Annotated in this window: 22 protein-coding genes and 1 pseudogene; 11 read left to right on the top strand and 12 right to left on the bottom strand. The window is 50.0% G+C overall.

Annotated elements, in window-relative coordinates; all coding sequences use genetic code 11:
* The first annotated feature begins 11 nt into the window (after positions 1-11).
* Positions 12-731, top strand: a complete 720-nt coding sequence (locus tag IFO68_RS12535) for a glutamine amidotransferase-related protein (RefSeq protein WP_192016187.1) — start codon at positions 12-14, stop codon at positions 729-731.
* Positions 732-796: 65 nt separating this feature from the next.
* Here the strand turns inward: IFO68_RS12535 and IFO68_RS12540 are convergent, their stop codons facing one another.
* The 4 genes from IFO68_RS12540 to IFO68_RS12555 all read right to left on the bottom strand — a co-directional run bounded on the left by IFO68_RS12540 (position 797) and on the right by IFO68_RS12555 (position 4788).
* On the bottom strand, positions 797-1981 hold the full coding sequence (locus IFO68_RS12540) for an MFS transporter (protein ID WP_192016299.1): 1185 nt from the start codon (positions 1979-1981) through the stop codon (positions 797-799).
* Between the two features lie 25 nt (positions 1982-2006).
* Positions 2007-2849, bottom strand: a complete 843-nt coding sequence (locus IFO68_RS12545; RefSeq protein ID WP_192016188.1) for a siderophore-interacting protein — start codon at positions 2847-2849, stop codon at positions 2007-2009.
* A gap of 26 nt (positions 2850-2875) precedes the next feature.
* Positions 2876-3478: a recombinase family protein gene (locus IFO68_RS12550; RefSeq protein WP_192016189.1), complete on the bottom strand. Its 603-nt coding sequence runs from the start codon at positions 3476-3478 to the stop codon at positions 2876-2878.
* Positions 3479-3867: 389 nt separating this feature from the next.
* Positions 3868-4788 (bottom strand): LysR substrate-binding domain-containing protein, encoded by a 921-nt coding sequence (locus IFO68_RS12555; protein ID WP_192016190.1) that lies wholly within the window; start codon positions 4786-4788, stop codon positions 3868-3870.
* Positions 4789-4884: 96 nt separating this feature from the next.
* Here IFO68_RS12555 and IFO68_RS12560 point away from each other — a divergent pair, with 96 nt between their 5' ends.
* The 5 genes from IFO68_RS12560 (at position 4885) to IFO68_RS12580 (ending at position 8756) form a co-directional block, all read left to right on the top strand.
* Positions 4885-5070, top strand: a complete 186-nt coding sequence (locus IFO68_RS12560) for a hypothetical protein (RefSeq protein WP_192016191.1) — start codon at positions 4885-4887, stop codon at positions 5068-5070.
* 127 nt (positions 5071-5197) lie between these two features.
* The gene (locus tag IFO68_RS12565) at positions 5198-5668 is read left to right on the top strand and encodes a GNAT family N-acetyltransferase (protein ID WP_192016192.1); all 471 of its coding nucleotides are present in this window, start codon (positions 5198-5200) and stop codon (positions 5666-5668) included.
* Positions 5665-6114, top strand: coding sequence for a GNAT family N-acetyltransferase (locus IFO68_RS12570; protein WP_192016193.1), 450 nt, complete (start codon positions 5665-5667; stop codon positions 6112-6114). Before IFO68_RS12565 ends, IFO68_RS12570 begins: the two co-directional genes overlap by 4 nt.
* 607 nt (positions 6115-6721) lie before the next feature.
* Entirely contained in the window at positions 6722-7699 is a 978-nt protein-coding gene (locus IFO68_RS12575; protein ID WP_192016194.1) for a DUF1852 domain-containing protein, read from the top strand.
* Between the two features lie 28 nt (positions 7700-7727).
* Positions 7728-8756, top strand: coding sequence for a methionine synthase (locus tag IFO68_RS12580; RefSeq protein ID WP_192016195.1), 1029 nt, complete (start codon positions 7728-7730; stop codon positions 8754-8756).
* Between the two features lie 129 nt (positions 8757-8885).
* Here the strand turns inward: IFO68_RS12580 and IFO68_RS12585 are convergent, their stop codons facing one another.
* From IFO68_RS12585 to IFO68_RS12610, 6 genes and pseudogenes are all read right to left on the bottom strand, one after another.
* Positions 8886-10451, bottom strand: coding sequence for a glycosyl hydrolase family 18 protein (locus IFO68_RS12585; RefSeq protein ID WP_192016196.1), 1566 nt, complete (start codon positions 10449-10451; stop codon positions 8886-8888).
* Between the two features lie 773 nt (positions 10452-11224).
* Positions 11225-11513, bottom strand: a pseudogene (locus IFO68_RS12590) (type II toxin-antitoxin system RelE/ParE family toxin).
* Positions 11510-11791: a type II toxin-antitoxin system Phd/YefM family antitoxin gene (locus tag IFO68_RS12595; RefSeq protein WP_027250707.1), complete on the bottom strand. Its 282-nt coding sequence runs from the start codon at positions 11789-11791 to the stop codon at positions 11510-11512. The pseudogene IFO68_RS12590 and the gene IFO68_RS12595 overlap by 4 nt, the downstream one beginning before the upstream one ends.
* A 177-nt stretch (positions 11792-11968) precedes the next feature.
* Positions 11969-12394, bottom strand: a complete 426-nt coding sequence (locus IFO68_RS12600) for a hypothetical protein (RefSeq protein WP_192016197.1) — start codon at positions 12392-12394, stop codon at positions 11969-11971.
* A 207-nt stretch (positions 12395-12601) separates the two neighbouring features.
* A complete protein-coding gene (locus IFO68_RS12605) occupies positions 12602-13276 on the bottom strand; it encodes a hypothetical protein (RefSeq protein ID WP_192016198.1) in 675 nt (224 codons plus the stop codon).
* A gap of 495 nt (positions 13277-13771) precedes the next feature.
* Positions 13772-14257, bottom strand: a complete 486-nt coding sequence (locus IFO68_RS12610; protein ID WP_192016199.1) for a hypothetical protein — start codon at positions 14255-14257, stop codon at positions 13772-13774.
* A gap of 229 nt (positions 14258-14486) precedes the next feature.
* On the opposite strand from IFO68_RS12610, the gene IFO68_RS12615 reads away from it, so the two are divergent.
* On the top strand, positions 14487-14990 hold the full coding sequence (locus IFO68_RS12615) for a hypothetical protein (protein ID WP_192016200.1): 504 nt from the start codon (positions 14487-14489) through the stop codon (positions 14988-14990).
* A gap of 1191 nt (positions 14991-16181) precedes the next feature.
* On the opposite strand, the gene IFO68_RS12620 is transcribed toward IFO68_RS12615, so the two are convergent.
* Positions 16182-16820, bottom strand: a complete 639-nt coding sequence (locus tag IFO68_RS12620) for a lytic polysaccharide monooxygenase auxiliary activity family 9 protein (protein ID WP_192016201.1) — start codon at positions 16818-16820, stop codon at positions 16182-16184.
* Positions 16821-17151: 331 nt separating this feature from the next.
* Between IFO68_RS12620 and IFO68_RS12625 the strand changes: the two genes are divergently transcribed.
* The 4 genes from IFO68_RS12625 to aspA all read left to right on the top strand — a co-directional run bounded on the left by IFO68_RS12625 (position 17152) and on the right by aspA (position 23900).
* Positions 17152-18861 (top strand): transporter substrate-binding domain-containing protein, encoded by a 1710-nt coding sequence (locus IFO68_RS12625; RefSeq protein ID WP_225445211.1) that lies wholly within the window; start codon positions 17152-17154, stop codon positions 18859-18861.
* Positions 18861-20273, top strand: coding sequence for a sigma-54-dependent transcriptional regulator (locus tag IFO68_RS12630; protein WP_192016202.1), 1413 nt, complete (start codon positions 18861-18863; stop codon positions 20271-20273). Before IFO68_RS12625 ends, IFO68_RS12630 begins: the two co-directional genes overlap by 1 nt.
* A gap of 349 nt (positions 20274-20622) precedes the next feature.
* A complete protein-coding gene (locus IFO68_RS12635) occupies positions 20623-21915 on the top strand; it encodes a dicarboxylate/amino acid:cation symporter (protein WP_192016203.1) in 1293 nt (430 codons plus the stop codon).
* A 554-nt stretch (positions 21916-22469) separates the two neighbouring features.
* Positions 22470-23900 carry an aspartate ammonia-lyase gene (aspA, locus tag IFO68_RS12640; RefSeq protein WP_192016204.1) on the top strand — a complete coding sequence of 477 codons (1431 nt, stop codon included), beginning with the start codon at positions 22470-22472 and terminating at the stop codon, positions 23898-23900.
* A gap of 117 nt (positions 23901-24017) precedes the next feature.
* Here the strand turns inward: aspA and IFO68_RS12645 are convergent, their stop codons facing one another.
* Complete coding sequence (locus IFO68_RS12645; RefSeq protein ID WP_192016205.1) at positions 24018-24923, bottom strand: LysR substrate-binding domain-containing protein; 906 nt, start codon at positions 24921-24923, stop codon at positions 24018-24020.
* Positions 24924-25028: the final 105 nt, after the last annotated feature.

Consider the following 25028-nt stretch of genomic DNA (forward strand, 5'->3'; position numbering starts at 1 on the left):
CAGGAGGCTCCATGACGGTAAGAATGGGTATTCTGCAGTGCGATGATGTCAGGCAGGATTTGCAGGCCGACCACGGTAATTATCCGGCGATGTTCACTCAGCTGCTGCGCGATGCCGGTGACGCGCCGGAACTGGTTTTTTACCGGGCGCTGGACGGCGAGTTGCCGCAGGATGTTGATGAATGCGATGTGTATATGACCACGGGCAGTCGTCACAGTGTCAACGATGACCTGCCCTGGATCCCCCCGTTGCTGGCTTTTGTGCGGGCGTTGCATGCCCGTAAAAAGAAGCTGGTGGGGATCTGCTTTGGTCATCAGTTGATCGCAAAAGCACTGGGGGGCGAAGTGATTCAGGCGCCGCAGGGCTGGGGGATTGGTGTGGCGACACATGCGCTGCATGCGTTGCCGGCGGGAGTAACGGAAAATGCCGCGTTCCCGTCCGATCTGTCTTTGCTGGTCAGCCATCAGGATCAGGTGGTCAGGTTACCGGATGATACGGCTGTGCTGGCCGGGAGTGATTTTTGCCCGTATTACATGCTGCAAGTGGGCGAGCATTTTCTCGGCATTCAGGGCCACCCTGAATTCAGCAAGGCCTATTCGCGGGACCTGATGCTGGCAAGAAAGGCGCTGTTACCAGCCAATGTACTGGATACCGGACTGACATCGCTGCACATGCCGGTAGACAGTGAAAGAGTCACCCGCTGGATGCTCGATTTCCTGCGCTCCTCATAACCCTGTCGCTTTACTGTGGCTGAACACCTGCCCCTGTTAACACAAACAAGGGCAGGTGTTTTTCTTTACTGGCTGTCAGGTAACGGCGTGCGGAATCCGCTGCGGATATTCAGGGTGACAATCAGAGCAAAGATCCCGATCACACAGCCAAGCTGCCAGGCCTGCTGAATACCCAGCTTGATCAGCGCCATACTGACCAGGGCTGAAAGCAGCATCTGCCCGCCACCGGATAACGCGGCCACTGTGCCAGCCTGTTTGCGGTACGGCAGCATCACCTGCGACTGGGCGCAAGGCATGGCGATGCCGTTGCCAAACACCATCAGGAACTGACCCAGCATCATCATCAATGGTGTCAGCGGTGTCAGAATTAACCAGGCCGCCGCAATGAGATGCACGGCAGGTGCGAGGTACAGCATGCGTTTGGTGCCGATTTTTGGCCGCAGCCAGCTGACCAGAAAACCACCGGCAAATAACCCTGCGGTCGGCAATAGTGCCCAGAGGGCGTATTCGTCTGAGGTCATGCCAATCTGAACCTGCATGATAAAGGGCATCAGCGAGATGGTGGTGACGACCAGACTGAAGTTCAGCCAGCCGATACTGGCAAAACTCAGGAAATAACGTGACGACAACAGCGAGCGGTAATCAGTGACGATTTTCTTCACTGAAGGCACAGCTTGCTTGTCGTGCATGGTTTCTTTGAACATCAGGCACAATGCAAACCACACCAGGGTGATATAGCTTGCCAGCACGATAAAGACCGACAGCCAGCCAAAGTGGTGGTTAATGAAACCGCCAATCACGGGCGCAAAAATCGGCGTAAACGAGGCCACCATGGTCAGATAAGACAGCGCCTGCGGCAGTTGTTCACCTGTGTAGGAATCCCGTGTCGAGGCGCGGGCCAGCACAGCGCAGCAACCCGCCCCCAGTCCCTGCATCAGGCGACCGGCCACTAAGCCGTAAAAACTGTCGCTGGCAAGGATCACCAGAATCAGACCGGCCACTGCAAGCAGGATTCCGGCTAACAGCACGCGGCGACGGCCTAAGGCATCTGAGATCGGGCCGTAGATGAATTGCGACGGACCGAAACCGAGTAAGTAGACCGAAATCAGCAGCTGAGCCTGATCGATGGATATGCCAAAGTCTTTGGCTATCCAGGGCAGGGAAGGAAACACCAACCCCATGCCAAACTGACCTATGCTGATGGTCAGGCAGGCCAGTAAAATCGGACGCCAGGAAAAAGCGGCAGACACCGCTGATCCCTCTGCCGTCTCGGCATCAGGCTTCGCCATGATAGCTGTCCTGATCCTCGCGCTTGATGACCTTGTGCCCGTCTTCCGTTACCCCGTGTTTCCAGTAGCTGCTGATGTAACAAGTTTTGCGATCGAACTGATCCTGCTGGCTGATGTGCTGGCGAATGGCCCGCATAGTGCTGAATTCGCAGGCACACCAGATAGCTGGCTTTCCATCCGGCCAGCGCAGTTGCGTTACTTTCTCAGCCAGTGCGGTGCCTGAGCGTTCCCCATCCACCACAGTGATTAATTCAACGCCGGAGGGCAACTGCAGTGCCGGTAAATCCTGCTCGCTGCTGAGTGCCAGCACCACATAACCCTGGCTATCTGCCGCAAGGCGGGCTGTTTTGAGCTGAATGGAAGGCAGTGCTGTCATATCACCAATGATCAGTACCCAGTCACTGTCATCGGCCAGGCCCTGAATGGTATTTGGTCCGCCGAGGGAAATCTGTTCGCCTGGCTGAGTGTGCATGGCCCAGTGACACGCATAACCGCCTTGTTCCGGCGTGATCTCGCCTTTGTGTTGGTGCTCGTCTTTGCGCTGGCTCTTGTCCTTGTGGTGATGTTTGACAAAATCCAGCGCCAAGGTGCCCTGCTTTGCATCAAACTCACTGATGGTGAAGGTGCGCAGCACAGGTTTCTGGCCCTCAGACAATGTGCTCAGGTCGGTACTGCCGGCAGGAGTGAACAGCAGTTTGACATACTGACCGGCACTGTCGGCCGGAAGATGGCGGATATCTTCGCCTGTCAGAATCACGCGACGCATGTTCGGGCTGATATCAAACGCTTGCTGCACAGTAAATGATTTGGGTTGTAGTCGTTTTTGCATGTGTTGGTCTCTGTTTGAATTTGGATTTACAGCTCGTGGCCGTGATGCTGCATCTTTGCTTTGACACGTTTTACCGTAGAAAGGCTGACACCGGTTTCGTCAGCCACTGTCTGCAGGGTTTTCCCTGCCTTGAGCAGCATGGCAATCTGTTGGTGCACTTCATGATTGGCACGGCGGCCGCGAAATTTTTCTTTCCATGCAGCTTTGTCCTGGCGCAGTGAATCCCGACCCGCCTCGGCGGCCCACAACCGGTGCTGGGTGTGTGAGTTCGCATAACCTTTGAGCATCAGCAGCAAGGCATCGGTGATTGGGCAGCCCGGTTTGAAGGTCAGTGGTTGGTTCACGGTATGGACGATCACGCCTTTGTCCAGTAATTGCTGAAGGGTCTGATGGCAGGCATCGAAATGAAAACCGAGATCTGTCACCCAGCGGACGATCAACTGATCACCCGGTTTCAGGGTGTTGAATAAGTCGCGGTACCGGGGGCGCTCCTCAGCAGGAACGTTACCGCGGATCCCGGTTTCCCGGAACAGCCGCAGATTGGGATCATAATCGGTAATTTGCCGGATCAACGCTTCAGGATCGCTCATTTTCGGCGACAGGCGAATATAGCCGTACAGGGTGGGCATAGTGACTCCTTAACAGGACAGCTTCTGTCTGTGGTCTCAGGGGTGGGTCATTTGGTGTGGCTCATTTAATGGTTATCATAGAGGTTCAAATTTGTTCTTGCAACACCAAATGAGCTATTTTGGGCGGGAGGGGGATAAGTGAAATGCATGCTGTTTAGCGCGCCAGATGGATTCCCGCCTGCGCGGGAATGACGTTAAGTTAATGAGTAATTTGAATTTTTTCGGTACTAGTGTGCTGGTGTGAATGACAGTAAGGCCATACGTAGAGTTTGGTTTTACTTGTGCGTCATGCTGTTGCTATAAATGTTTGTATTTGTTGTTTTTTAGTCATCCCCGCGAAGGCGGGGATCCATAAAAGAGGGTGCACAGGAAGTCATTCTTGCAAATAGTCATGTAAGCACGGGCTGTGCCTGAGACTGTCGGACTTCCTGATGCAGCCAGTCGATAAAGGCCTGAGCACGGGTCATGCGCGGTGAGGTGCGGTCGTAAAATAAGGTGTAGCGGATACCCGGCACTAAGCCAATGTCAAAAGGCTTGACCAACAGGCCGTTTTCGATGAAATCACCGGCCAGACTCAGCGTGCCTAAACAGGCGCCGTGACCGGCCATGACGGCATTCAACCCCATTTCAAAGGTGCTGACTTCCATCCATTGTAAGTTCCCCTCGGGCACGTCAATTCCCGCCGTGTTAAACCAGCGCTCCCAGGTTAAATTACAGGTTTCAGCCCAGTGAATCAGCCAGCATTTCAGCAGCTGTTCCGGATGGGTAAACTTCATCGAATTGGCCAGCTCGGGTGAGCAGAGCGGATATACAGGTTCTTCATACAGCACACAGGACTGAATACTGTCACCAAGATGTACTTTGTGGCCCTGTCTGATGGCGAGATCAATACTACCGTACTTCATGTCAGGCGCTTCGGTAGTGGCATCGACCCGGATGGAAATATCCGGATGGATCATAGTGAACTTCCACAAGCGGGGCATCAGCCAGCGGGAGGCAAAAGATCGGGAGGTATTAACGGTCAGGATCCCCTCCAGAGGCTCCGCCTGAATGCGGTTCAGACCGGACAGTATATGATCGAATCCGCGTGAAACATCGGTATACAGGCTGGATCCCTGCGTGGTCAGTATCATGTTCCGCCCTTGCCGGACAAAGAGTTTGCAGCCCAGTACCTCTTCTAACTGGCGGATTTTCTGACTGACGGCGGCCTGGCTGACATACAATTCTTCGGCGGCTTTGCTGTAGCTCTGGCGTCGGGCTGCCACTTCAAAGTAGCGTAATCCGGATAAGTACTGTAGTCGATTGTCCATAATCTCAGCTTATAGTAGGTGTAATGAATCATCGTTCGTGGCCGGGACTCATTATACGCATAATTCCTGCAGGCACTGTGACTGAAGGGGAATAAAATGATCAGAGTAGCACTGCAATGGGAAGTTGAAATTCAGCTGTTTAATCAGAAAAAGCCATGGTTATGGGGAAATCGGCAGAAAAAGACACAGTTGCAACCAGAATCATTCAGTCCGCACCTGAAGAAAGATATCGGGCTTGAGTCATCGCCCACACCGTCGAAGGACTATCAGAAATATTTATAGGTTTGTTGCTTTATGTTTGAGCCGAAAGTGATTTTGTCTGCCAGAGGCTAAGCCGGGGAATAGGATGTGCAACTTGTTGAATTTGTGGTTAACATGCAGAGGAGAAGGAAATCTGAGAGACCGAGATATGGAAGTGACCACTCGTGCTTTAACCCCTGCTGATATTCCTGCATATCGCGACATTCGTCTGGAAAGTCTGCGGTTACATCCAGACTGCTTTGGTGCCAACTATGAGGAGCAGCGGCAGCAGCCAACCATGCATTTTGAGCGTAACATAGCCAGCCAAAGCCCGCAGCACACTATGCTGGGGGCGTTTGAGGGTGAAGAACTTATCGGTTTGTGTGGTGTGTCTGAACTGGAAAACCGGACGGTGCTGCTTACACAAATGTACGTTAAAAGCCGGTGCCAGGGCGCTGGTGTCGGCGTGGCGCTGATCAATGCTGCCAGACACACGGCGGCTGAAAAGCATCAGGCTCGCGTACTCCAGCTGGATGTCTACCCGCATAACCTGGCAGCAAAACACCGTTATGAAAAAGCCGGTTTTCAGGTTACGGGCCAGACAGCAGACGAGCTGATTATGGCGCTGAGTCTGTCATGATTGAAATTCATCATCTGGATGCGGCACAGATCCCGATGGCACTGCTGCTGGAAGCTGATCCCTCTGAAGCCTGTATCCAGCGTTATCTGAACGGGGCTTATTGCCTGGCTGCTGTGGTTGATGGCGAAATCATCGGGGTCTGTGTTGCCAAGCTGATCGCAGAAAATACTTACGAAGTCTTCAATCTGGCGGTCTATCCGGCGTTTCAGCAGCAGGGTATAGGCTCGAAGCTGTTAACCGCATTATTTTCCCGGCTGAGGAAGCAGGGGGTTCAATCGCTCGTGCTGGGAACGGGCACTTTCGGTTATCAGCTGACGTTTTACCAGCGGCTGGGGTTTCGGGTTGAGAGTGTCGCTAAAGATTTCTTTCTCGATCATTATGATGAGCCAATCTTTGAGCTGGGTATTCAGCACAAAGATATGCTGCGGTTGAGGCTGGATTTGTAACCGCTTCCTGTGAGTGAAAGTTTTGTGGTTGGGATTTTGGTACAGCTGAGGTATGTCGCGCTTGAGTTCAGTGGTTCACTTGGCATTGTGTGATGCGCGCCAGGTACTCTTTGTTGGGGCAAAGAGTACCCAGAAAGCCCCTTTTTGTTCTTTGGTGTGGTCCGGGACGGTTGTAGGCGCTCCCGGCGCCGACAACCTAAAAATTCGTCCTGAATTTTTCCCTTGTGGAGTGGGTAACTTTGTTCTCTGAATCGTTGTTGGATAGAGCGTTTTCAGGCCTACATTCATTAAGTTACCTCTGTCATTTGCCGCGCAGGCGGACATCGATGCAGCGAGTGCGGTTTTCACGTTCGGTTTTCACAAACCATGAACGTGATTCATAGATTAATGAAATTAAATCATTTTTATTCATGATTCGACCCAAGTATAAATTACTCTATTGTCAGCTTTATACAATCTTGCAGTTGGCTCTGATTGAGGCCATTAGGCCAAAATCAAACAACTGTGAAGATGACGGACTGGAAAAACAAAAATATAAAATTGTAAAGTCCGGAAAGAACAAAAAATAAATTCAGGATTATCTCAGAAAATTGGATGACAGGTTACCATGAATAAAGATTTTATATTTACGATAAAGAATATTTGTTTCGATGAAAATTATCATCCTTCAGATAATACCCGTATCACAACTAACTTTGCTAATTTGGCGCGAGGAGAGAGCCGTCAAGAGAACTTGCGCAATACCTTAAGGATGATTAACAATCGTTTTAATGCTTTAGCAAGTTGGGATAACCAAAAAGGCGATCGTTATTCTGTCGAGCTTGAAATTATTTCAGTAGATATGGATATTGAAGGTAGTGGTCAGGCTTTCCCTTCGATTGAAGTATTGAAAACGAACATTGTTGATCATAAAACCAGCGAACGGATTGAAGGCATTGTAGGGAATAATTTTTCCTCCTACGTGCGAGATTATGATTTCAGCGTATTATTGTTGGATCATAATAAGAATCAACCCAAATTTAGCATTCCGGATAATTTTGGTGAACTGCATGGTAAGCTCTTCCAATGCTTTGTTAATTCAGATGCATACAAGGCTAATTTCAGTAAGCCGCCGGTTATCTGTCTCAGTGTTTCGGATAGCAAGATCTATCATCGCACTGAAAACCAGCATCCTGTATTGGGTTTTGAATATCAGCCCAATGAGTCTTCGCTGACTGAGCAATATTTCAAGAAAATGGGATTGCAGGTTCGCTATTTCATGCCTCAAAACAGTGCTGCACCTTTAGCTTTTTATTTCTTTGGTGATTTACTGAATGATTATACGAATCTTGAGCTGATAAGCACCATCAGTACGATGGAAACATTTCAAAAGATTTACCGGCCTGAGATTTATAATGCGAATGCTTCAGCGGGAAAATTATATCAGCCCAATCTGAAGAATCAGGATCATTCATTAACTCAAATTGTTTATGACCGAGCAGAACGCAGCCAGTTGGCTATTGAGCAAGGTAAATTTGCTGAGGAACACTTCATCAAACCATACCAAAGTATTCTTGAGCAGTGGTCTGCTAATTACGCTTTATAATTAACGATAAATTACAATAGAGCCTATTATGAAAACATTATTACCGACTTCAACTTCTGGCAGTTTACCTAAGCCCTCTTGGCTTGCAGAACCTGAAACACTTTGGTCACCCTGGAAATTACAAGGTGAGGAGTTAATAGACGGCAAACACGATGCTTTACGTGTGTCATTACAAGAGCAACAACGGGCAGGTATTGATATTGTCAGTGATGGCGAGCAAACCCGTCAGCATTTTGTGACAACCTTTATTGAGCACCTCAGCGGCGTTGACTTTGAGCAACGTAAAACAGTGAAAATCCGTGACCGCTATGATGCGAGTGTACCGACAGTCGTGGGTCCTGTGAGTCGCCCCAAGTCGGTTTTTGTTGAAGATGCCAAGTTTTTACGTCAGCAAACCAATCAACCCATTAAATGGGCTCTGCCTGGTCCCATGACGATGATAGATACGCTTTATGATAACCATTATAAAAGCCGCGAAAAACTTGCCTGGGAATTTGCCAAAATCCTCAATCAAGAAGCCAAAGAATTAGAAGCCGCTGGCGTTGATATCATCCAATTTGATGAGCCTGCTTTTAATGTGTTTTTTGATGAGGTCAATGACTGGGGCATTGCGGCTTTAGAAAGAGCCATTGAAGGACTTCAATGCGAAACGGCTGTACATATTTGCTACGGTTACGGCATCAAGGCTAACACAGACTGGAAAAAGACCTTGGGCTCAGAGTGGCGACAATACGAAGAAGTGTTTCCCAAACTGCAGCAATCGAATATTGATATCATCTCACTGGAATGTCACAACTCGCGTGTTCCAATCGAGCTACTGGAACTCATTCGGGGTAAAAAAGTCATGGTAGGAGCGATTGATGTCGCAACCAATACCATTGAGACGCCAGAGGAAGTCGCCAATACCCTGCGAAAAGCACTGCAGTTTGTCGATGCCGACAAGCTTTATCCTTGCACCAACTGTGGCATGGCACCTTTATCCCGTGACGTCGCAAGGGGCAAGCTGAATGCCTTGAGTGCAGGTGCAGACATCGTCCGAAGAGAGCTACTGGCTTAGTACCAATATAGAGATGATTAGCAGGGTTAGCAGCCGGATTACCTTGCGGTTTAATTGGTTTTTTGCACAAACCAAACTGCTCTGCAATGATGCATGGCGAGGATATCTTCCTCGCCTTGATCTATACGTTTACAAGGCCGTCCATGGGCTGTTCGGAGCGCCCGGTTCGTTATTGAGTGTCCACCACATGGCTTGGTACACCACGCCATTATGGGTGACGCGATCACCGGTTTGATAGGTGGCCTCCGCAGACCAGCTGGCCGCATGGGTGAAGTCCAACTTTTCCCATGGCCCGTGGGGATGGCCGGGTTCGTCGTTTTGGGACCACCATTTAGCCTGATAGACAAAGTGATTGAATCTGACGCGATCACCGGCGAGATAGACGGCATCTGGTTGCCAGTCTGTCACGTCCGGCAGAGTCTTCATATCCAGATTACCAACACCGATATTCATAGCATTGAGCTGATCGCCATTGTCCTGACCGTATTCCCACGAGAACAGGCCGCCGAGTTTTTTGCTGGTAGCCAGCTGGCCTTTGGCAATGATATCTGCCGGGTGATCAAAGCCGACAAACGCCGCATCCGATCCACGCCATGCGTAGTGACACTGACAATCCGGATCGACACGAATTTCGAAGCCGTTCACGCCTTGTCCGTCCGGACCGAGGATCTCATCTGAGATACGGGTATACGTCGCGATACCTTCGACATCCCAGGGATTCACCGCTTTCGGAAAACCGGCGGTCGCCACGCCACCAAAGGGCGATCCCTGAGGATTCAGTGCGACACCGTCCCAGCCCTTGGCATATTTGGCAACGCCCAGTACGAGCTTTTCAGCAGGCATGCCTAAACCAAGCAGATTTTGAACCGCATCTTCAGCGCCAAAACCATACCCTTTGGCTAAGTTACCGCTATGGGCGCTTATCGCAGTGTGATGGCCGACATTGTCAGATGACCAGGCTCCGAAGAAGTCGTAGGTCATCAGGAAAATCAGATCCATGGCAGGCTCTGCCCGCTGGTAGTTGACCTTGGCGGTATAAGACTCCGCTGTCGCTATGGCTGATGTCACCAGATACTCACGGCTGGTTTCGGCGCTGAGTTTGTCCATCGCAGCCCTCAGATCTATCATCAGGTCGGCATAGGCTTCCCCTTCAGCACGGTTTTGCGGCCATTCCCAGTCAATATCCACCCCATCAAAGGCTGGGTTTGCTTTCAGGTAATCCACCATGGCCTGAACGAAAACCTGCCGGTTGTTAATGTTCATCGACATAGGGGCGAACGGACCATCGCCGCCCCAGCCCCCGATCGAGGGCAGAATTTTCAGGTGCGGGAATCGGGTTTTCAGTTCACTGAATTGGGCCGAGAAGGCTTTATCAATCGTGCTGTTATTTTCAGCCAGCGTAAAATCTGGCTTGCCGGTGCAGGTGGCTTCGTGGCCTGCCCGTTGACCCGGACCGCAAATATCTAAAAATGCGTAGAGGATATGTGTCAGGTTGTTCCCGTTGATCTGGCTGATACTGGCCGGATTCGACCAGTTGGCGACATAAGTGGCCACCACATGGCCGCTGTTTTGCTGGAACTCACCATGGGTGCCGGTGAACAGATCAGGCTCAGTGGCATGACTATAGGCAAAAGTGCTTGCAGCCATCAGCGCAAGCGCGGCAGGACACCATTTGAAAGCAGACTCAATCTTCATTGCTGATTCCTTCATTGTTGGATATCGCTTATATGGGATCAGTTTTATCTTGTCGGCAAGTGCTGCAGTTGTGTCATCACACGCTTCTGTGGTGGTGTTTAAAACAGTTTGTCACTGAGCAACTTGTTCTTTGCGGGAATATAGGATCTCTATCAATGTCTATTTTCCCGTGGGGAGTGCCATCAAAGTACATGTTAAGCCGTCATTCCCGCGCAGGCGGGAATCCATACAGCAAGTGTAATTTTGTGGCTGGGTGAGTATGTCGCGCTTGAGTTCGGTGGTTCATTTGGCTTTGTTTGATGCGCGCCAGGTACTCTTTGTGGGCCAAAGAGTACCCAGAAAGCCTTTTTGTTCTTTGGTGCTGTCCGGTGCGGTTGTAGGCGCTCCCGGCGCCGACAACCTGAAAATTCGTCCTGAATTTTCCCCTGGGGGAGTGCCATCAAAGTACATGTTAAGCCGTCATTCCCGCGCAGGCGGGAATCCATACAGCAAGTGTAATTTTGTGGCTGGGAGAGTATGTCGCGCTTGAGTCTGGTGGTTCTTTCGGCATGGTGTGACGCGCGCCAGTGACTCTTTGCTGGCACAAAGCGTAACCAGAAATGCCTTTTTATTCTTTGGTGTTGTCCGGGGCGGTTGTAGGCGCTCCCGGCGCCGACAACCTGAAAATTCGTCCTGAATTTTCCCCTGAGGGAGTGGGGAACGCTGGTTTATTGCTCGTGATTGAACAGGCATGCTTCAGAGTTGTTGCATCATAATTGTGGTAGAACGCAGTTTTATACGTCCTCTTCCGACAACATTTGTCGACAGTTACGAACCGTTAGCACTCTGATCTCATGGCCTAAGCTGTAAATAATACGATAGTGACCGAAAATGATTTCACGATAGTTTGTGTGGGGTATTTCTGGAACAAAGCGCCCCCATTTCAGGCATGCTTCCGAGTAACTTCGTTTTGTCGAAAACATCATTGACCCACTTTTCTGCAGCAGATGGATTATCTAAAGAGATGAACTCTGCTACGTTACCAAGCTTTTGAAGCGCTAAAGGAGACCAAACTACTTTCATTTCTTAATGCGTGCTAGCACTTGGGCGCGTGCATCTTCATGAGAAACACCCAGATCGGAAGCTAACTGAGCTTCTGCTGTGCGCATTTCTTCCAGTAATTCGATTTTCTCTTGCATTGCCTCGTACTCTGCAACGTCAAGAACCACAGCGACACCTTTACCACGTTGTGTAATTACTAATGGACGACGAGTCTCATTGATTTGTTTGATGTAAGAAGCGACACTTGCGCGAAATTCAGACAACGGCTGAATATCTTGATCGAAATGAATACGACTCATGTTGAACTCCATTTGGTACAAAATAACGTACAAATGATAGTTCAGCCAGCTGTGATGAGCAAGAAGTTGATGCTGCGTTATCACGAATGAGGGACCGCAATCGCGTCTGTTATCAGGATTTGGCCTCAAAGCCAGTGCACAAACCGAATGTCGAGGGGCAGTCCCTCTTGAGGCCTTTTACATCATGCACTCTTTCGCCGTTTTCGCTTGCGCGACACCTTTTTCGATGATTGCCAATACTTGATCGTTCTTCACTGAAGATACGATTTTATCTAGCAAATTTTCTGCTGTCGCCTCAGAAGAAACATCAACTAAGCAACTGTAAGAGTTAGAAACTTTATCTGTTGCTGCTGTAACCGCTTGATGGTCTGTGAAATCTGTGTTGATCAATGTGTCTATCGACTGAGTAAAATCTTGCGCCTTTTGGGTCGCATCACCAAAAACTTCAAGATTGAGATGATTCAAATCTAGCGAATCGGCTTTCTGCTGCAGACTATCGACTGCTTTGTTCGCTGCTGCTTGAGCCTCATCAATCGCTTTACTCGCATCATCACAACCCACTAAAGCGAGCATTAAAGTCAAGGTGATTACTGATTTTTTCATCTTAAGCCTCTGAGTGAAAAAGAGATGCCGATACTAAACGAAGGTTTAGAAGCAATGAACAAAAATACCGTAACAGGATGCGACCATCTGATTGCCATCCTCAATGCGATTGCTTCGGGATGGCGTCCGACGGGAAGAAAAAACGGCGTTAATTTAAGGATTGACGCTATAGTTGTTTGTTCAAATTACGTGTCGATACAAGTCTATCTATTCTCGTAACCCATCACCAAACTCATTAAATTCGTTAATTTCACTTAGCTTAAATCGCTTATCAAGTGTAAAGCTCGTCCAACTCTCTTTAAATATTGGATCTGCATGTTCTTCATGACGGTTAATATTTTTCTTCACCAACATTTTCTTTGTCAGGTAGTTAATGCTAGTGACTACTTCTACTGTTGGCCCTCTGTTAGCACTATTGTCATAACCAATGAGCTCAAAATCTGCTCCCTGATAACGAAAATTGTAGCGCCAGTGTCCATAGCGACCATGAGCGAAAAGGACATATAGGTTTCCTTTTTCAATTTTGGTGTAAATATCTGGTACGAAGTATACACCGCCATCTTCTTCTTCCGAATAAAAGCAGTTTAGATTTTCAACGACTAATTCGTAATTTTGTTGGTTTCTTAAAGCAACAATTATTCCTCTTCGGTTGAGGTCTATTTCACCACGAAATTCATCAATAACAACTTTATTTGGGTCTGTTCCTTTTATGATTAAAACAACGTCTTCTTGACTATCTTTGTTTAAGTCACCATAAATCGTTTCAGTCACGAAGTATCCATCAGGAACCAATTCCCGCAGGGAGTCCTCAAGCCCATCATTGTTTTGAGCAAAAGCACTCGCCCCCCAAGTAAGAACAAATGCTAAAAATATACTTCTCATTTTCCATCCCGATATCATTTCAGTCGTCATTCTAACGAATGACATGGACTCCCCCCTCATTAGGTTTGTCACAACTGGGTAAGTCTGATTAAAAAATCGCCTGAGGCCATCAAGATGTCACTATCTATCAATAGCATTGATTTAGCCAAACATAGCTTCAGTATTCACGATGAAGATCACCAAGACAAGGTGTTGATTCACAGAACAATAACGCGGTCAAAAGTCCTTGAGACGTTGGTTAATACACCACCCGCAATTATCGGGATCGAAGCCAGCCAGCCCCCCATAGCAGAGGCAAACCGCCACACCGCCGCCCTCCGGCGTTCAACCAAGCTATTTCCATAATAATGCCGCTTCGGGCTTGTCCAACACCCGGATAAAGTGTCGGCTGCGCGACACTTATCCTTATTTGTTAAATGGCGAGCACACTCCGTGAGACTTAATCACCACCTATTTTTCTTCTTTAATCGCTCAATGCCTAGCGACGCAAACCGGCTATTCAGTATGTGTTTTGGAAAACTTCTGGCCAACTATATCACCTTCTGAATCTTCTAACCAAACTTCAGAAACTTTCTCGCTCACAGTGCCTTTTACAACGTAAGTTTCCCCAGCCTCCGGTGAAAATTGAAGATCGCCCCTTACGGCCAGATTGTCGCCGAACAAAAGCTGCGCATCTGTTGGGAAAAAAATATAGCCTGTTATTGTAAATATCTGTTCTTTAGGAAGAACTTCACGCACGGTGATTTCAGGTTCAAAAGCAGCCCCACTTCCATAATTTGCACTTCGCGTTGCGCCAAAACTATTGGAGACGTAATTTCCATCTATCTTTTGGAGAGTAAAAAAGTGGGCAGTAGTAGATTGCTTATTAGAGTAGCTATCCTTAATGGTAGCCGTTGGCCCATTGTAATTTTCTGGTACCGGCATGAAGCTTGCGCAACCTGCCATAGATACAAACACAATAAAAATCAGTACTGCTTTCACTTTTCTCTCCTTCGATTTACTTATGGTATGATATTTAACATTTTGTTATACGACATTATTTCGCTTAACACTGTCGTAAAATTATCCCTGATTATAATCACCTAAGCGAATGATTATTTTAGATATCTCACGCTACCCAATTGATGTTATTGACTTATTTGTATTTCATGACTGACCGCAAAAAATCACACCCTCTGTATAGCTTCCCGCCTGTCGCGGGAATGACGGGGTGAAAAGTACATTGATGGCATTCCCACAGGGAAAAATTCAGGACGAATTTTTAGGTTGTCGGCGCCGGGAGCGCCTACAACCGGCCCGGACAACGGCAAAGAACAAAAAGGGTTTTCTGGGCACTCTTTATCCCTATAAAGAGTGTCTGGCGCGCATCGCACCATGCCAAACGAGCCACTGGACTCAAGCGCGACATACCTCCGGTTCACCAGAATCCCCTGCCTTAAAAGCTGCACTGGTTGTATGGATTCCCGCCTGTCGCGGGAATGACGGGTTGAAAATGTACATTGATGCATTCCCACAGGGAAAAATTCAGGACGAATTTTTAGGTTGTCGGCGCCGGGAGCGCCTACAACCGGCCCGGACCACGCCAAAGAACAAAAAGGGCTTTCTGGGCACTCTTTATCCCTATAAAGAGTGTCTGGCGCGCATCGCACAATGCCAAGAAAACCCCAGACTCAAGCGCGACATACCTTCGCTTAACCAGAATCCTCAGCCTTAAAAACCGAACTCGCCGCATGGATTCCCGCCTGTCGCGGGAATGACGGGGTGAAAAGTACATTGATGGCATTCCCACAGGGCAAAATTCAGGACGAATTTTTAGGTTGTCGGCGCCGGGAGCGCCTACAACCGGCCCGGACAGCGCCAAAGAACAAAAAGGGCTTTCTGGGCACTCTTTATCCCGATAAAGAGTGCCTGGCGCGCATCGCACCATGCCAAAAGAGCCACCGGACTCAAGCGCGACATACCTCCGCTTCCCCAGAATCCTCAGCCATAAAAAACGAACTCGCTGTATGGATTCCCGCCTTGTCGCGGGAATGACGGGTTGAGAATGTACATTGATGGTACTCCCACAGGGAAAAATTCAGGACGAATTTTTAGGTTGTCGGCGCCGGGAGCGCCTACAACCGGCCCGGCCAACACCAAAGAACAAAAAGGGCTTTCTGGGCACTCTTTATCCCGATAAAGAGTGTCTGGCGCGCATCGCACAATGCCAAGAAAACCCCAGACTCAAGCGCGACATACCTTCGCTTAACCAGAATTCTCAGCCACAAAAAACGAACTCGCTGTATAGCTTCCCGCCTTGCGCGGGATTGACGGGTTGAAAATGTACTTTGATGGCACTCCCACAGGGAAAAATTCAGGACGAATTTTTAGGTTGTCGGCGCCGGGAGCGCCTACAACCGGCCCGGACAGCGCCAAAGAACAAAAAGGGCTTTCTGGGCACTCTTTATCCCCATAAAGAGTGTCTGGCGCGTATCGCACCATGCCAAAAGAGCCACCGGACTCAAGCGCGACATACCTCCGCTTCCCCAGAATCCTCAGCCTAAAAAAACCGAACTCGCCGCATGGATTCCCGCCTGTTGCGGAAATAACGGATTGAAAATGTACATTGATGGCACTCACACAGGGAAAAATTCAGGACGAATTTTTGGATTGTCGGCGCCGGGAGCGCCTACAACCGGCCCGGACAGCGGCAAAGAACAAAAAGGCATTTCTGGTTACTGTTTGTGCCAGCAAAGAGTAACTGGCGCGCATCGCACCATGCCAAAAGAGCCACCGAACTCAAGCGCGACATACCTCCGCGTCACCAGAAACTTCAACCACGACACGAGGCGGGAAACATGTTCCCGCCTCGTGATTGCGTGTTTACCCCAGGGCTTTCACGATTAGAAATGACCAGAACGAACAGTTAAACCCCGAAGTCGAAATCAAAGGTTTGATAAAACGCATTGCCGGTATCGGCAACCAGCCAGAGCAAGACGACGACGTGATGGCCCTTTTTATTTTCAGGCAATGCCACTTGATGATGTGTTTTAGCCGGGAGTTCATGATCCCAGTATGGGGCTTCCGGATAAACATTTTCATAAAATGGCTTGGCTTCAAGCTGAGAGCGGGAAATCGCCTGGTCTGGATTCCAGCCATCTTTGGTGATGAAAGCTACGTATCCACGGGTTTTATGAGCCATGGTATACACCCACTCGATGTCGACAATCTTATTCGTTGGTACTGGAATCTTAGGCCAGGCTGTTTTCCCCTCTGCAATCAGTTCCCTGTCGGTGAGGTTGAGTTTCTGACGCTCATCCTGACGACCACCGCTGCAAATCAAGCCATCTGCAGGTGGCTGTTCGCTGGGTGAATCGGTGGGTTCATACAAGGCAGGGCCACCGGTTAGCTCGGGAAAGTTCTTACCACCTTCCAGTTCGTTGGCATGCCACTCTTGCAGGCCCCACCAACCTTGTTCCATCGCAACGACACCGCGTGAAGGCGGGTTGACAGCACGGCCGTGCTTCGGAGAAATGTTACCGACATTGGGAGATTTTTGAATCATGACTGATCTAGCCTCTTGTTGTTTGTAAGGTCACTTTCAGTTATAGATTAAGATTAATAGTGTGCATCATGTTTCATTTGATTTTGTGAAAATATTGAAATAACTCGAAAGTATGGCAACTGGAGGATCCCGCCAGTGGCGGGTGAACAGGCACTGTGCTGACAGGGAGATACTTCTGTCGGTGCGTCACTTTCTTTCCTTGGCTATTGTTGGCAAATCTATAAAATAGCCCCTTCGTTTGTTGGGCGGAATATCACGTTCTGCCCGGTGTCGCCAAATCCGGCTGACTGACTGCTTTGCCGGTCAGGCCGGGCTGATGAAGGAAGATTGCATGATCCAGAAGCTGACAGGCTGTCGTGACATATGTGGTGCCTGGATGCGCTGGCTCGGTGTCGGGCTGTCTTTCTTCTGCACCTTCGGTGTGATGGCTGCACCAGACAGTCAGGTCATTATTATCGGCGCGGATCACAACTACCCGCCTTATGAGTTCATCAATGAAGACGGTGAGCCGGATGGCTACAACACCGAGCTGACTCTGGCAATTGCCGAACTGATGGGTATCCATATCGAGATCAAAATGGGGGCATGGAATGATATCCGCCGTCAGTTTGATCAGGGCGAGATTGATATCGTCCAGGGCATGATACAGTCCAGTGCCCGGCAGGCGAGATACAGTTTTTCGCCGCCCCATGCCATAGTGCATCAGTCGGTGTTTGCCCGAAAGGGCACCCCCTTTGTGGCCAGTCTTGATGACCTGGCGGGCAAATCCGTGATTGTTCAGCGCAGCGGTGCGATGCACGATTACCTGAGTAATCAGCAGCCGGGTGCAAACCTGGTGCTGGTGGACTCTCACGCCGATGGACTGCGTTTGCTAGCCTCCGGTCAGCATGACTACGCGCTGGTGGCGAACCTGCCGGGTCTGTATACCGGCAAGGCGTTGGATCTGTCGAATATCATTCCGGTAGGGAAACCTTTTGGTGCCCAGCATTACGGCTATGCAGTGCAAAAAGGCCATGAAGATTTACTGGCCCAGTTCAGCGAAGGGCTGGCGATTTTGAAAAACACCGGCCGTCAGCAAGCTATCTACGACAAATGGCTGGGCCCGCTGGAAACGCCGGGGATCAGCTGGAAGAAACTGGGCATGGCGGCGGCCACGATTTCCGCCCTTCTATTGCTGGTGCTGGGGGGGATCATGATCTGGAACCGGGCACTGAGCCGGGAAGTGGCGCGGCGGACAAAAGCGCAGCAACTCCAGCAGCAACAGCTGATTCAGGCGGATAAAATGACCTCGCTGGGCATTTTGGTGTCTGGCATGGCCCATGAGATCAACAACCCCAGCAGTTTGCTGCTGCTGAATTTACCCATTCTCAAAGACGCGTATCAGGATGCGGAAGACATTCTGGATGCCCATTATCAGCAGTATGGCGATTTCACCTTAGGCGGGCTGGCCTACAGCCGGATGCGGGAGGAAATTCCCTCCATGCTGGATGATATGCAGGCGGGGACCCAGCGGATCCGCCGGATTGTCGATGATCTGAGGGATTTTGCCCGCCAGGAACCCAGTGCGCTCAATGAAGTGGTAGATCTGAATCAGGTCACGGCGGCGGCGATTCGTTTGGTCGACAGCACCTTATTGACATCGACCCATCACTTTTCTGTCGAATACGGCGATCAGCTGCCGTGTTTTGAAGGCAACGGCCAGCGGATCGAGCAAGTGATCATCAATCTGATCATCAATGCCTGTCAGGCGCTGACGTCACAGCAACAAAGCATCAGGGTGACGACCGGTTTTAACCCCGCTGACAATTTGCTGATCCTGGAAATCTGCGATCAGGGGCAGGGCATCGACCCTGAGCATCTTCCTCATTTGAGTGATCCTTTCTTTACCACCAAGCGTGAGCAAGGCGGGACGGGCTTGGGGCTGTCTATCTCATTCAGCATAGTGAGTGAACATGGCGGCACGTTGAAATATGACTCTAGACTACAACAAGGCACTTGCGTGACGCTTGCGCTGCCAGCCTTGAAAGGGACAACTGTTTAATGAAGACAAATCGCTATCCTGCATTCGGTGTCTTGCTGGTGGATGATGAACCGGCCTTTCTGCGCAGCCTGAGTATCGTGCTGGAGCGGCGGGGCGGCATCAATCATATCGTCCAGTGTCAGGACAGCCGCGATGCCATGGCCATTATTGAACAGGAAAATATCGGCCTGGTGCTGCTGGATCTGACCATGCCGCACCTGTCCGGCGAAGTCTTGCTGCAGCAGATCAAGACAGAATTTCCTGAAGTCGGCGTCATTATTATCAGCGGGCTGAATCAGGTCGAAACGGCGGTCAATTGTATCCGGCTCGGTGCTTATGATTACTTCGTGAAAACCACAGAGGAAAACCGGCTGATCGAAGGCGTGAAACGGGCCATTTTGCTGCAGGAAATGCGCGAAGAGCACAACGCGCTGCGGCGCCGGTTTCTGACTGACACCCTGGAGCGGCCGGAGGCTTTTGGCGACATCATTACCCGAGATAAAGGCATGCGCTCTGTGTTCCAGTATCTCGAATCGGTAGCGCCGAGCAGCCAGCCTGTGATGGTGTGCGGTGAGAGTGGTGTCGGTAAAGAGCTGATCGCCCGGGCGCTGCATACCCTGAGTGAGCGTGCCGGGCCGCTGATCAGCGTGAATGTCGCCGGACTGGACGACAATGTGTTTGCCGACACCTTGTTTGGTCACCACCGCGGCGCGTTTACCGGTGCCGATAAACCCCGCGCCGGTCTGATCGAACAAGCGGCAGGCGGCACCCTTTTTCTCGATGAAATCGGCGACTTGAGCCAGACATCACAGGTCAAGTTGCTGCGCCTGATTCAGGAAGGGGAATACTATCCCCTCGGCAGTGACAGGCCGAAACGTCTCAACGCACGGATTGTGGTGGCCACGCATCAGAATCTGGTGCAGAAGCAACAAAGCGGCGAGTTCCGCAAAGACCTCTATTACCGTTTGAAAACCCATCAGGTGGATATTCCGCCCTTGCGCCAGCGCCGTCAGGATATTCCTTTGCTGCTGGAGCACTTTTTACAGGAAGCGGCCGATGAGCTGGGCAAAACCAAGCCGACCATCCCGAAAGAGCTGCCGGTGCTGCTGGCAAACTATGCCTTTCCCGGCAATATCCGTGAGCTGAGGGCGCTGGCGTATGATGCCATGAGTCAGCACCGCTCGCGCATGTTGTCCATGGAGGTGTTTCGCCGGGTGCTGGATCAGGACAATGACGTCAGTGAGATGGCTGCAGGAAACAGCCTGACTATGTTCGATCCGGAGCAGTCTCTGCCGACCCTGCAGGAAATGGGCGATTTACTGATTCAGGAAGCCATGCGCCGGGCGGAGGGCAATCAGTCTCTGGCGGCGAAGTTTCTTGGGATCTCGCAGCCCGCGCTCAGCAAGCGACTGAAAAAATCTCAGCCGGAATAATCGCCGCGCATCAGGCTTCACAGGGTCGGGCTGGATGAACCCCTATAACCAAAGTAAAGGTTATAACTTTGTAAATAGTCAATAAGATTATGTTTTATAAAGAAAAGGTTCGGGTTTGCCACTCGCGCCTATTCCTTTGGTTATACCCCTTCTTAGGTTGGTCTATTTCTCTTCTGTTATCTTTTCTAAATAAAAAACAATGACTTGTATTTTCTTTGATGTTTGGCATCATGCTTGCATTAATCCTGTTCCTGTATGTATGGGCTCAGCCCATCCTGACGTGTAAACAATGACAGCTAAGCAGAAACGGGGATTCACCCGACTTCTGTCAATTGGATAAGGAAATAACATGGAACAAGCTCACGAGAAGCCAACCCCGAAAGGTATGTGGGGCGGACTCGCCTTATGGAAGAAAATTCTGGTCGGTATGATTCTTGGGGTCATCGCGGGCAGCCTGCTCGGCCCGGATGCAGAAATCCTCAAGCCTATCGGTACTCTGTTTATCAATGCCATTAAAATGCTCATCGTGCCTCTGGTGTTCTGCTCTTTGGTGGTCGGCGTGACCTCCATGCAAGATACCCGCAAGATGGGACGAATTGGCGCCAAAGCCATTGTGATTTACCTCTCGACCACAGCAGTGGCCATCAGTATCGGTCTTGGCCTGTCCAGTATCCTGGCACCGGGTGCCGGCTTGGAGATGACGGCAACAGCGGCGGCGGCAGAAGCGAAAGAAGCGCCGACTCTGGTTCAGACACTGCTCAGTTTAATCCCGAACAACCCTATCAGTGCACTGGCAACAGGGAACATTCTTCAAATCATCGTATTCGCTCTGGGCCTGGGTGTGGCGCTGAACCTGTGTGGTGAGAAAGGAAAACCTGCCGTTCAGGTGTTCGAAAGTCTGGCTGAGGCCATGTACAAGCTGACTGAACTGGTCATGAAGCTGGCGCCTTACGGTATCTTCGGTCTGATGGCCTGGGTGGCCGGTAAATACGGTCTGGAAATCCTGCTGCCACTGTTTAAAGTGATTGCGGTGGCTTACATCGGCAGCCTGCTGCATGTACTGCTGTTCTACCCGGCGGTGATCAAAGTCTTCGGTCGTCTTAACCCTATGCCTTATATCAAAGGGATTGCGACCCCGGCTGCAGTGGCGTTTACCACCACCAGCAGTTCAGGCACCTTGCCTGCCAGCATTAAATGCGCCCGTGAAGAGCTGGGTGTATCTAAAGGTGTGTCCAGTTTTGTTCTGCCGTTAGGCGCGACCATTAACATGGACGGCACGGCGTTGTATCAGGGTGTGGCGGCGCTGTTTGTCGCACAGGCATTTGGTATTAACCTGGAGTTTGCCGACTATGTTGCCATAGTGATGACAGCAACGCTGGCTTCCATTGGTACCGCCGGTGTACCGGGTGCCGGCCTGATCATGCTGTCGCTGGTACTGACCACAGTTGGCCTGCCAATGGAAGGTCTGGCGATTGTCGCCGGTATTGACCGTATTCTGGATATGGCTCGTACCACTGTGAATGTCTGTGGCGATCTGATGGTTGCTGTCCTGGTTGGTCGCAGCGAAGACGAGCTGGATACTGAAGTCTATAACCGCAGTACAGAGAAAACGACCCTGACGGCGAGCGAAGATATCGCTTAATCCTCGTTGAGCTCTATAGAGAGATAGGCCAGCCGCAAAGGCTGGCCTTTTTTATGCGTGCGACTTTTTACACAGGCGACTTTTTACACAGGCGGCTTTTTATACAGGTGACTTTTTATACGGGCGAATAGGTTTTGTGGACAGAAAATGAGGAAAATCGTGCAAGAGTTTGTGAATTACAATGGGTAGGCAATGCATTTTTAGTGTGATGGATAAAAGACAATATTCAGACCAGGATCATATTCCTGCAGATTGAGCGATCTCGCCAGAGTGCAGGCTAACAGGCTGCTTATAAAAGTGTTTAATGGTTTCATGCATAAGTGATGCATAAAGTGCCGGTTATTAAGCGTTCCGGGCTGATAAGAATAAATAGCCTTTTTTTGCAATCTCTTCAGCTATGCATTAATTGCATTGTTGCTTACTTTTATGCATTTCCCTTTAAGGCTCAAAACGACGATTGTATGAAGCACTTAGCCGCCATAAGAAGCTGAAGATGGCTCGTATAAGCGGCGAAGTGGTATCTCTTTCCTACCCATGAGTTTAAGGTGACCGCTATGCTTGATACTGTCCAGCAAGTACGTATTGAAGAAGATCTGTTAGGCCAGCGTGAAATTCCCGCTTCTGCTTATTACGGCATTCATTCTCTTCGCGCTTACGAGAACTTCAATATTTCTTCAATGCGTATTTCCGACGTGCCAGAGTTTGTTCGCGGCATGGTCTTTACCAAGAAAGCGGCAGCACGTGCCAATATGGAGCTGGGCAGCATTCCGTCGGAAGTGGGCCAGTACATCATTCAAGCCTGCGATCTGATTCTGGAAACAGGTAAATGCATGGATCAGTTCATCTCTGACGTGTATCAGGGCGGCGCAGGTACTTCTGTGAACATGAACACCAATGAAGTGATCGCCAATATTGCGCTGGAGCTGAAAGGCCATGCCAAAGGCGAGTATCACATCATTAACCCGAATGATCATGTTAACAAGAGCCAGTCGACCAACTGTGCTTACCCGACAGGCTTCCGTGTGGCCGTGTACAACAGCATTATCAAGCTGGTGGGTTCTATTGAGCATCTGCAGGCGGCGTTTGATGCCAAAAGCGAAGAGTTCAGTGATGTGCTGAAGATGGGCCGTACTCAGTTGCAGGACGCCGTACCGATGACGGTCGGACAAGAATTCCACGCTTTCAGTATTTTGCTGAAAGAAGAAATCAAAAACCTGAAATATTCCGCGGCCTTGCTGCTGGAAGTGAACCTGGGTGCCACAGCGATTGGTACCGGCTTGAACGCCCCGGCTGGCTATCAGGAACTGGCGGTGAAATATCTGGCAGAAGCGACCGGCCTGGACTGTGTACCAGCAGAAGATCTGATTGAAGCGACCTCTGACTGTGGCGCTTACGTGACAGTGCACGGCGCGCTGAAGCGACTGGCGGTTAAGATGTCGAAAGTCTGTAACGATTTGCGTCTGCTGTCATCGGGTCCGCGTGCCGGTCTCAATGAAATCAACCTGCCGGAAATGCAGGCGGGTTCATCCATCATGCCAGCTAAAGTAAACCCTGTGATTCCGGAAGTGGTGAATCAGGTGTGCTTTAAAGTGATCGGTAACGACACCACAGTGACCTTTGCGGCAGAAGCCGGACAGTTGCAGCTGAACGTGATGGAGCCGGTGATCGGCCAGGCTATTTTCGAGTCGATTGAACTGCTGAGCAATGCCTGTATCAATCTGGCGGACAAATGCATCTCGGGTATCAAAGTGAACCGCCAGATCTGTGAAGATTATGTCTTCAACTCTATCGGTATCGTAACTTACCTGAACCCGTATATCGGCCACCACGAAGGCGATATCGTCGGTAAGATTTGTGCTGAAACCGGTCGTAGCGTGAAAGAAGTTGCGATGGAGCGTGGCCTGCTGAGTGAAGAGGAGCTGAACGATATTTTCTCTGCTCAGAACCTGATGCGCCCGAGCTACAAAGCCAAGCTGTACAGCTGAAAGAATGTAATAACTGAAAGAATTTAAAGAACAATAAATAAAAGGTCTTGAAACCCTACATCCTTTACCTCCCTTGTTTTCAAGGGAGGTTTTTTTATTTCTGGGGGACAGTGATTGTCAGTCCCTGCTCATCAGGCCATCAATCGGGCTGATCTTACTCAGCGCACTCCAGATGGCTTCGCAGGTCGGGTGGAGCCGGGAGTGATAACGGTAAATGTACAAATCCAGCGGCACGGGCTCCCGTGCGGTCAGTATCTGTAGCCGTCCGGCGGCCAGCTCATCTTTGATGGCGTAATCCGGTAACCAGCTGATGCCTTTCCCTTGCATCACCAGGGCTTTGATGAAATCTGTCATCGATGAGGTACAGACAGTATTCGGCGTTAATGTCCGGTTGGCGCGTTGCAGCGCCCGGCCCATGTAACTTTCCGGGGTATAGTCCAGCGACGGCACGGCATCATTGTCTGCGGGATCAAAGAGTGGTTTACCATGTTCATCGACCGCCGACACGCAGTACAGATAAGAGCGCCCCAGATAAACAGAACGGTAAGGCGCCATTTGCAGGCTGTCCTCATAGAATGAAAACAGAAAATCGCATTTACCGTCGATCAGCTGTTTTACCGCGTCATCCACCTCATTGGCTACCACAGAAAGCTGAGTGTTTAAGGTCGGGTTAAACAAACAGGCATGCAGCTTAGGCAGCACACTGATCGCCATGGAATGCGAAGAGCTGATCCGCACGGTATGACGACCCAGAAATGAGCTGCCAGCCAGACGGCTCACTTCGTCATCCAGTTGCTGAAGAATCGACAGCGCAGTCGTTTTAAACTGCTTGCCTTTCAGTGTCAGCTCGATGGGGGTTTTGCTGCGATCGATTAAATTCAGCCCTAGTTCGGCTTCAAGGGATTTTATCCGGCGACTGAAAGCCGGCTGCGTCACATTACGTACAGCGGCTGCATGGGAAAAGTTACGCAGTTCGGCCAGTGTCAGAAAATCCTGTAACCATTTCGTTTCGATATTTTTCATTATATAAGTGGCTGTTTTATCGAATAATCATTTGTATTTACGGCTCAAAATGAACCGTTGCCGGATAAGATTACCAAAACCATGATAATGCCTGCCATCTTTATC

Source organism: Photobacterium arenosum (assembly GCF_014841115.1).
GTDB lineage: Bacteria > Pseudomonadota > Gammaproteobacteria > Enterobacterales > Vibrionaceae > Photobacterium > Photobacterium arenosum.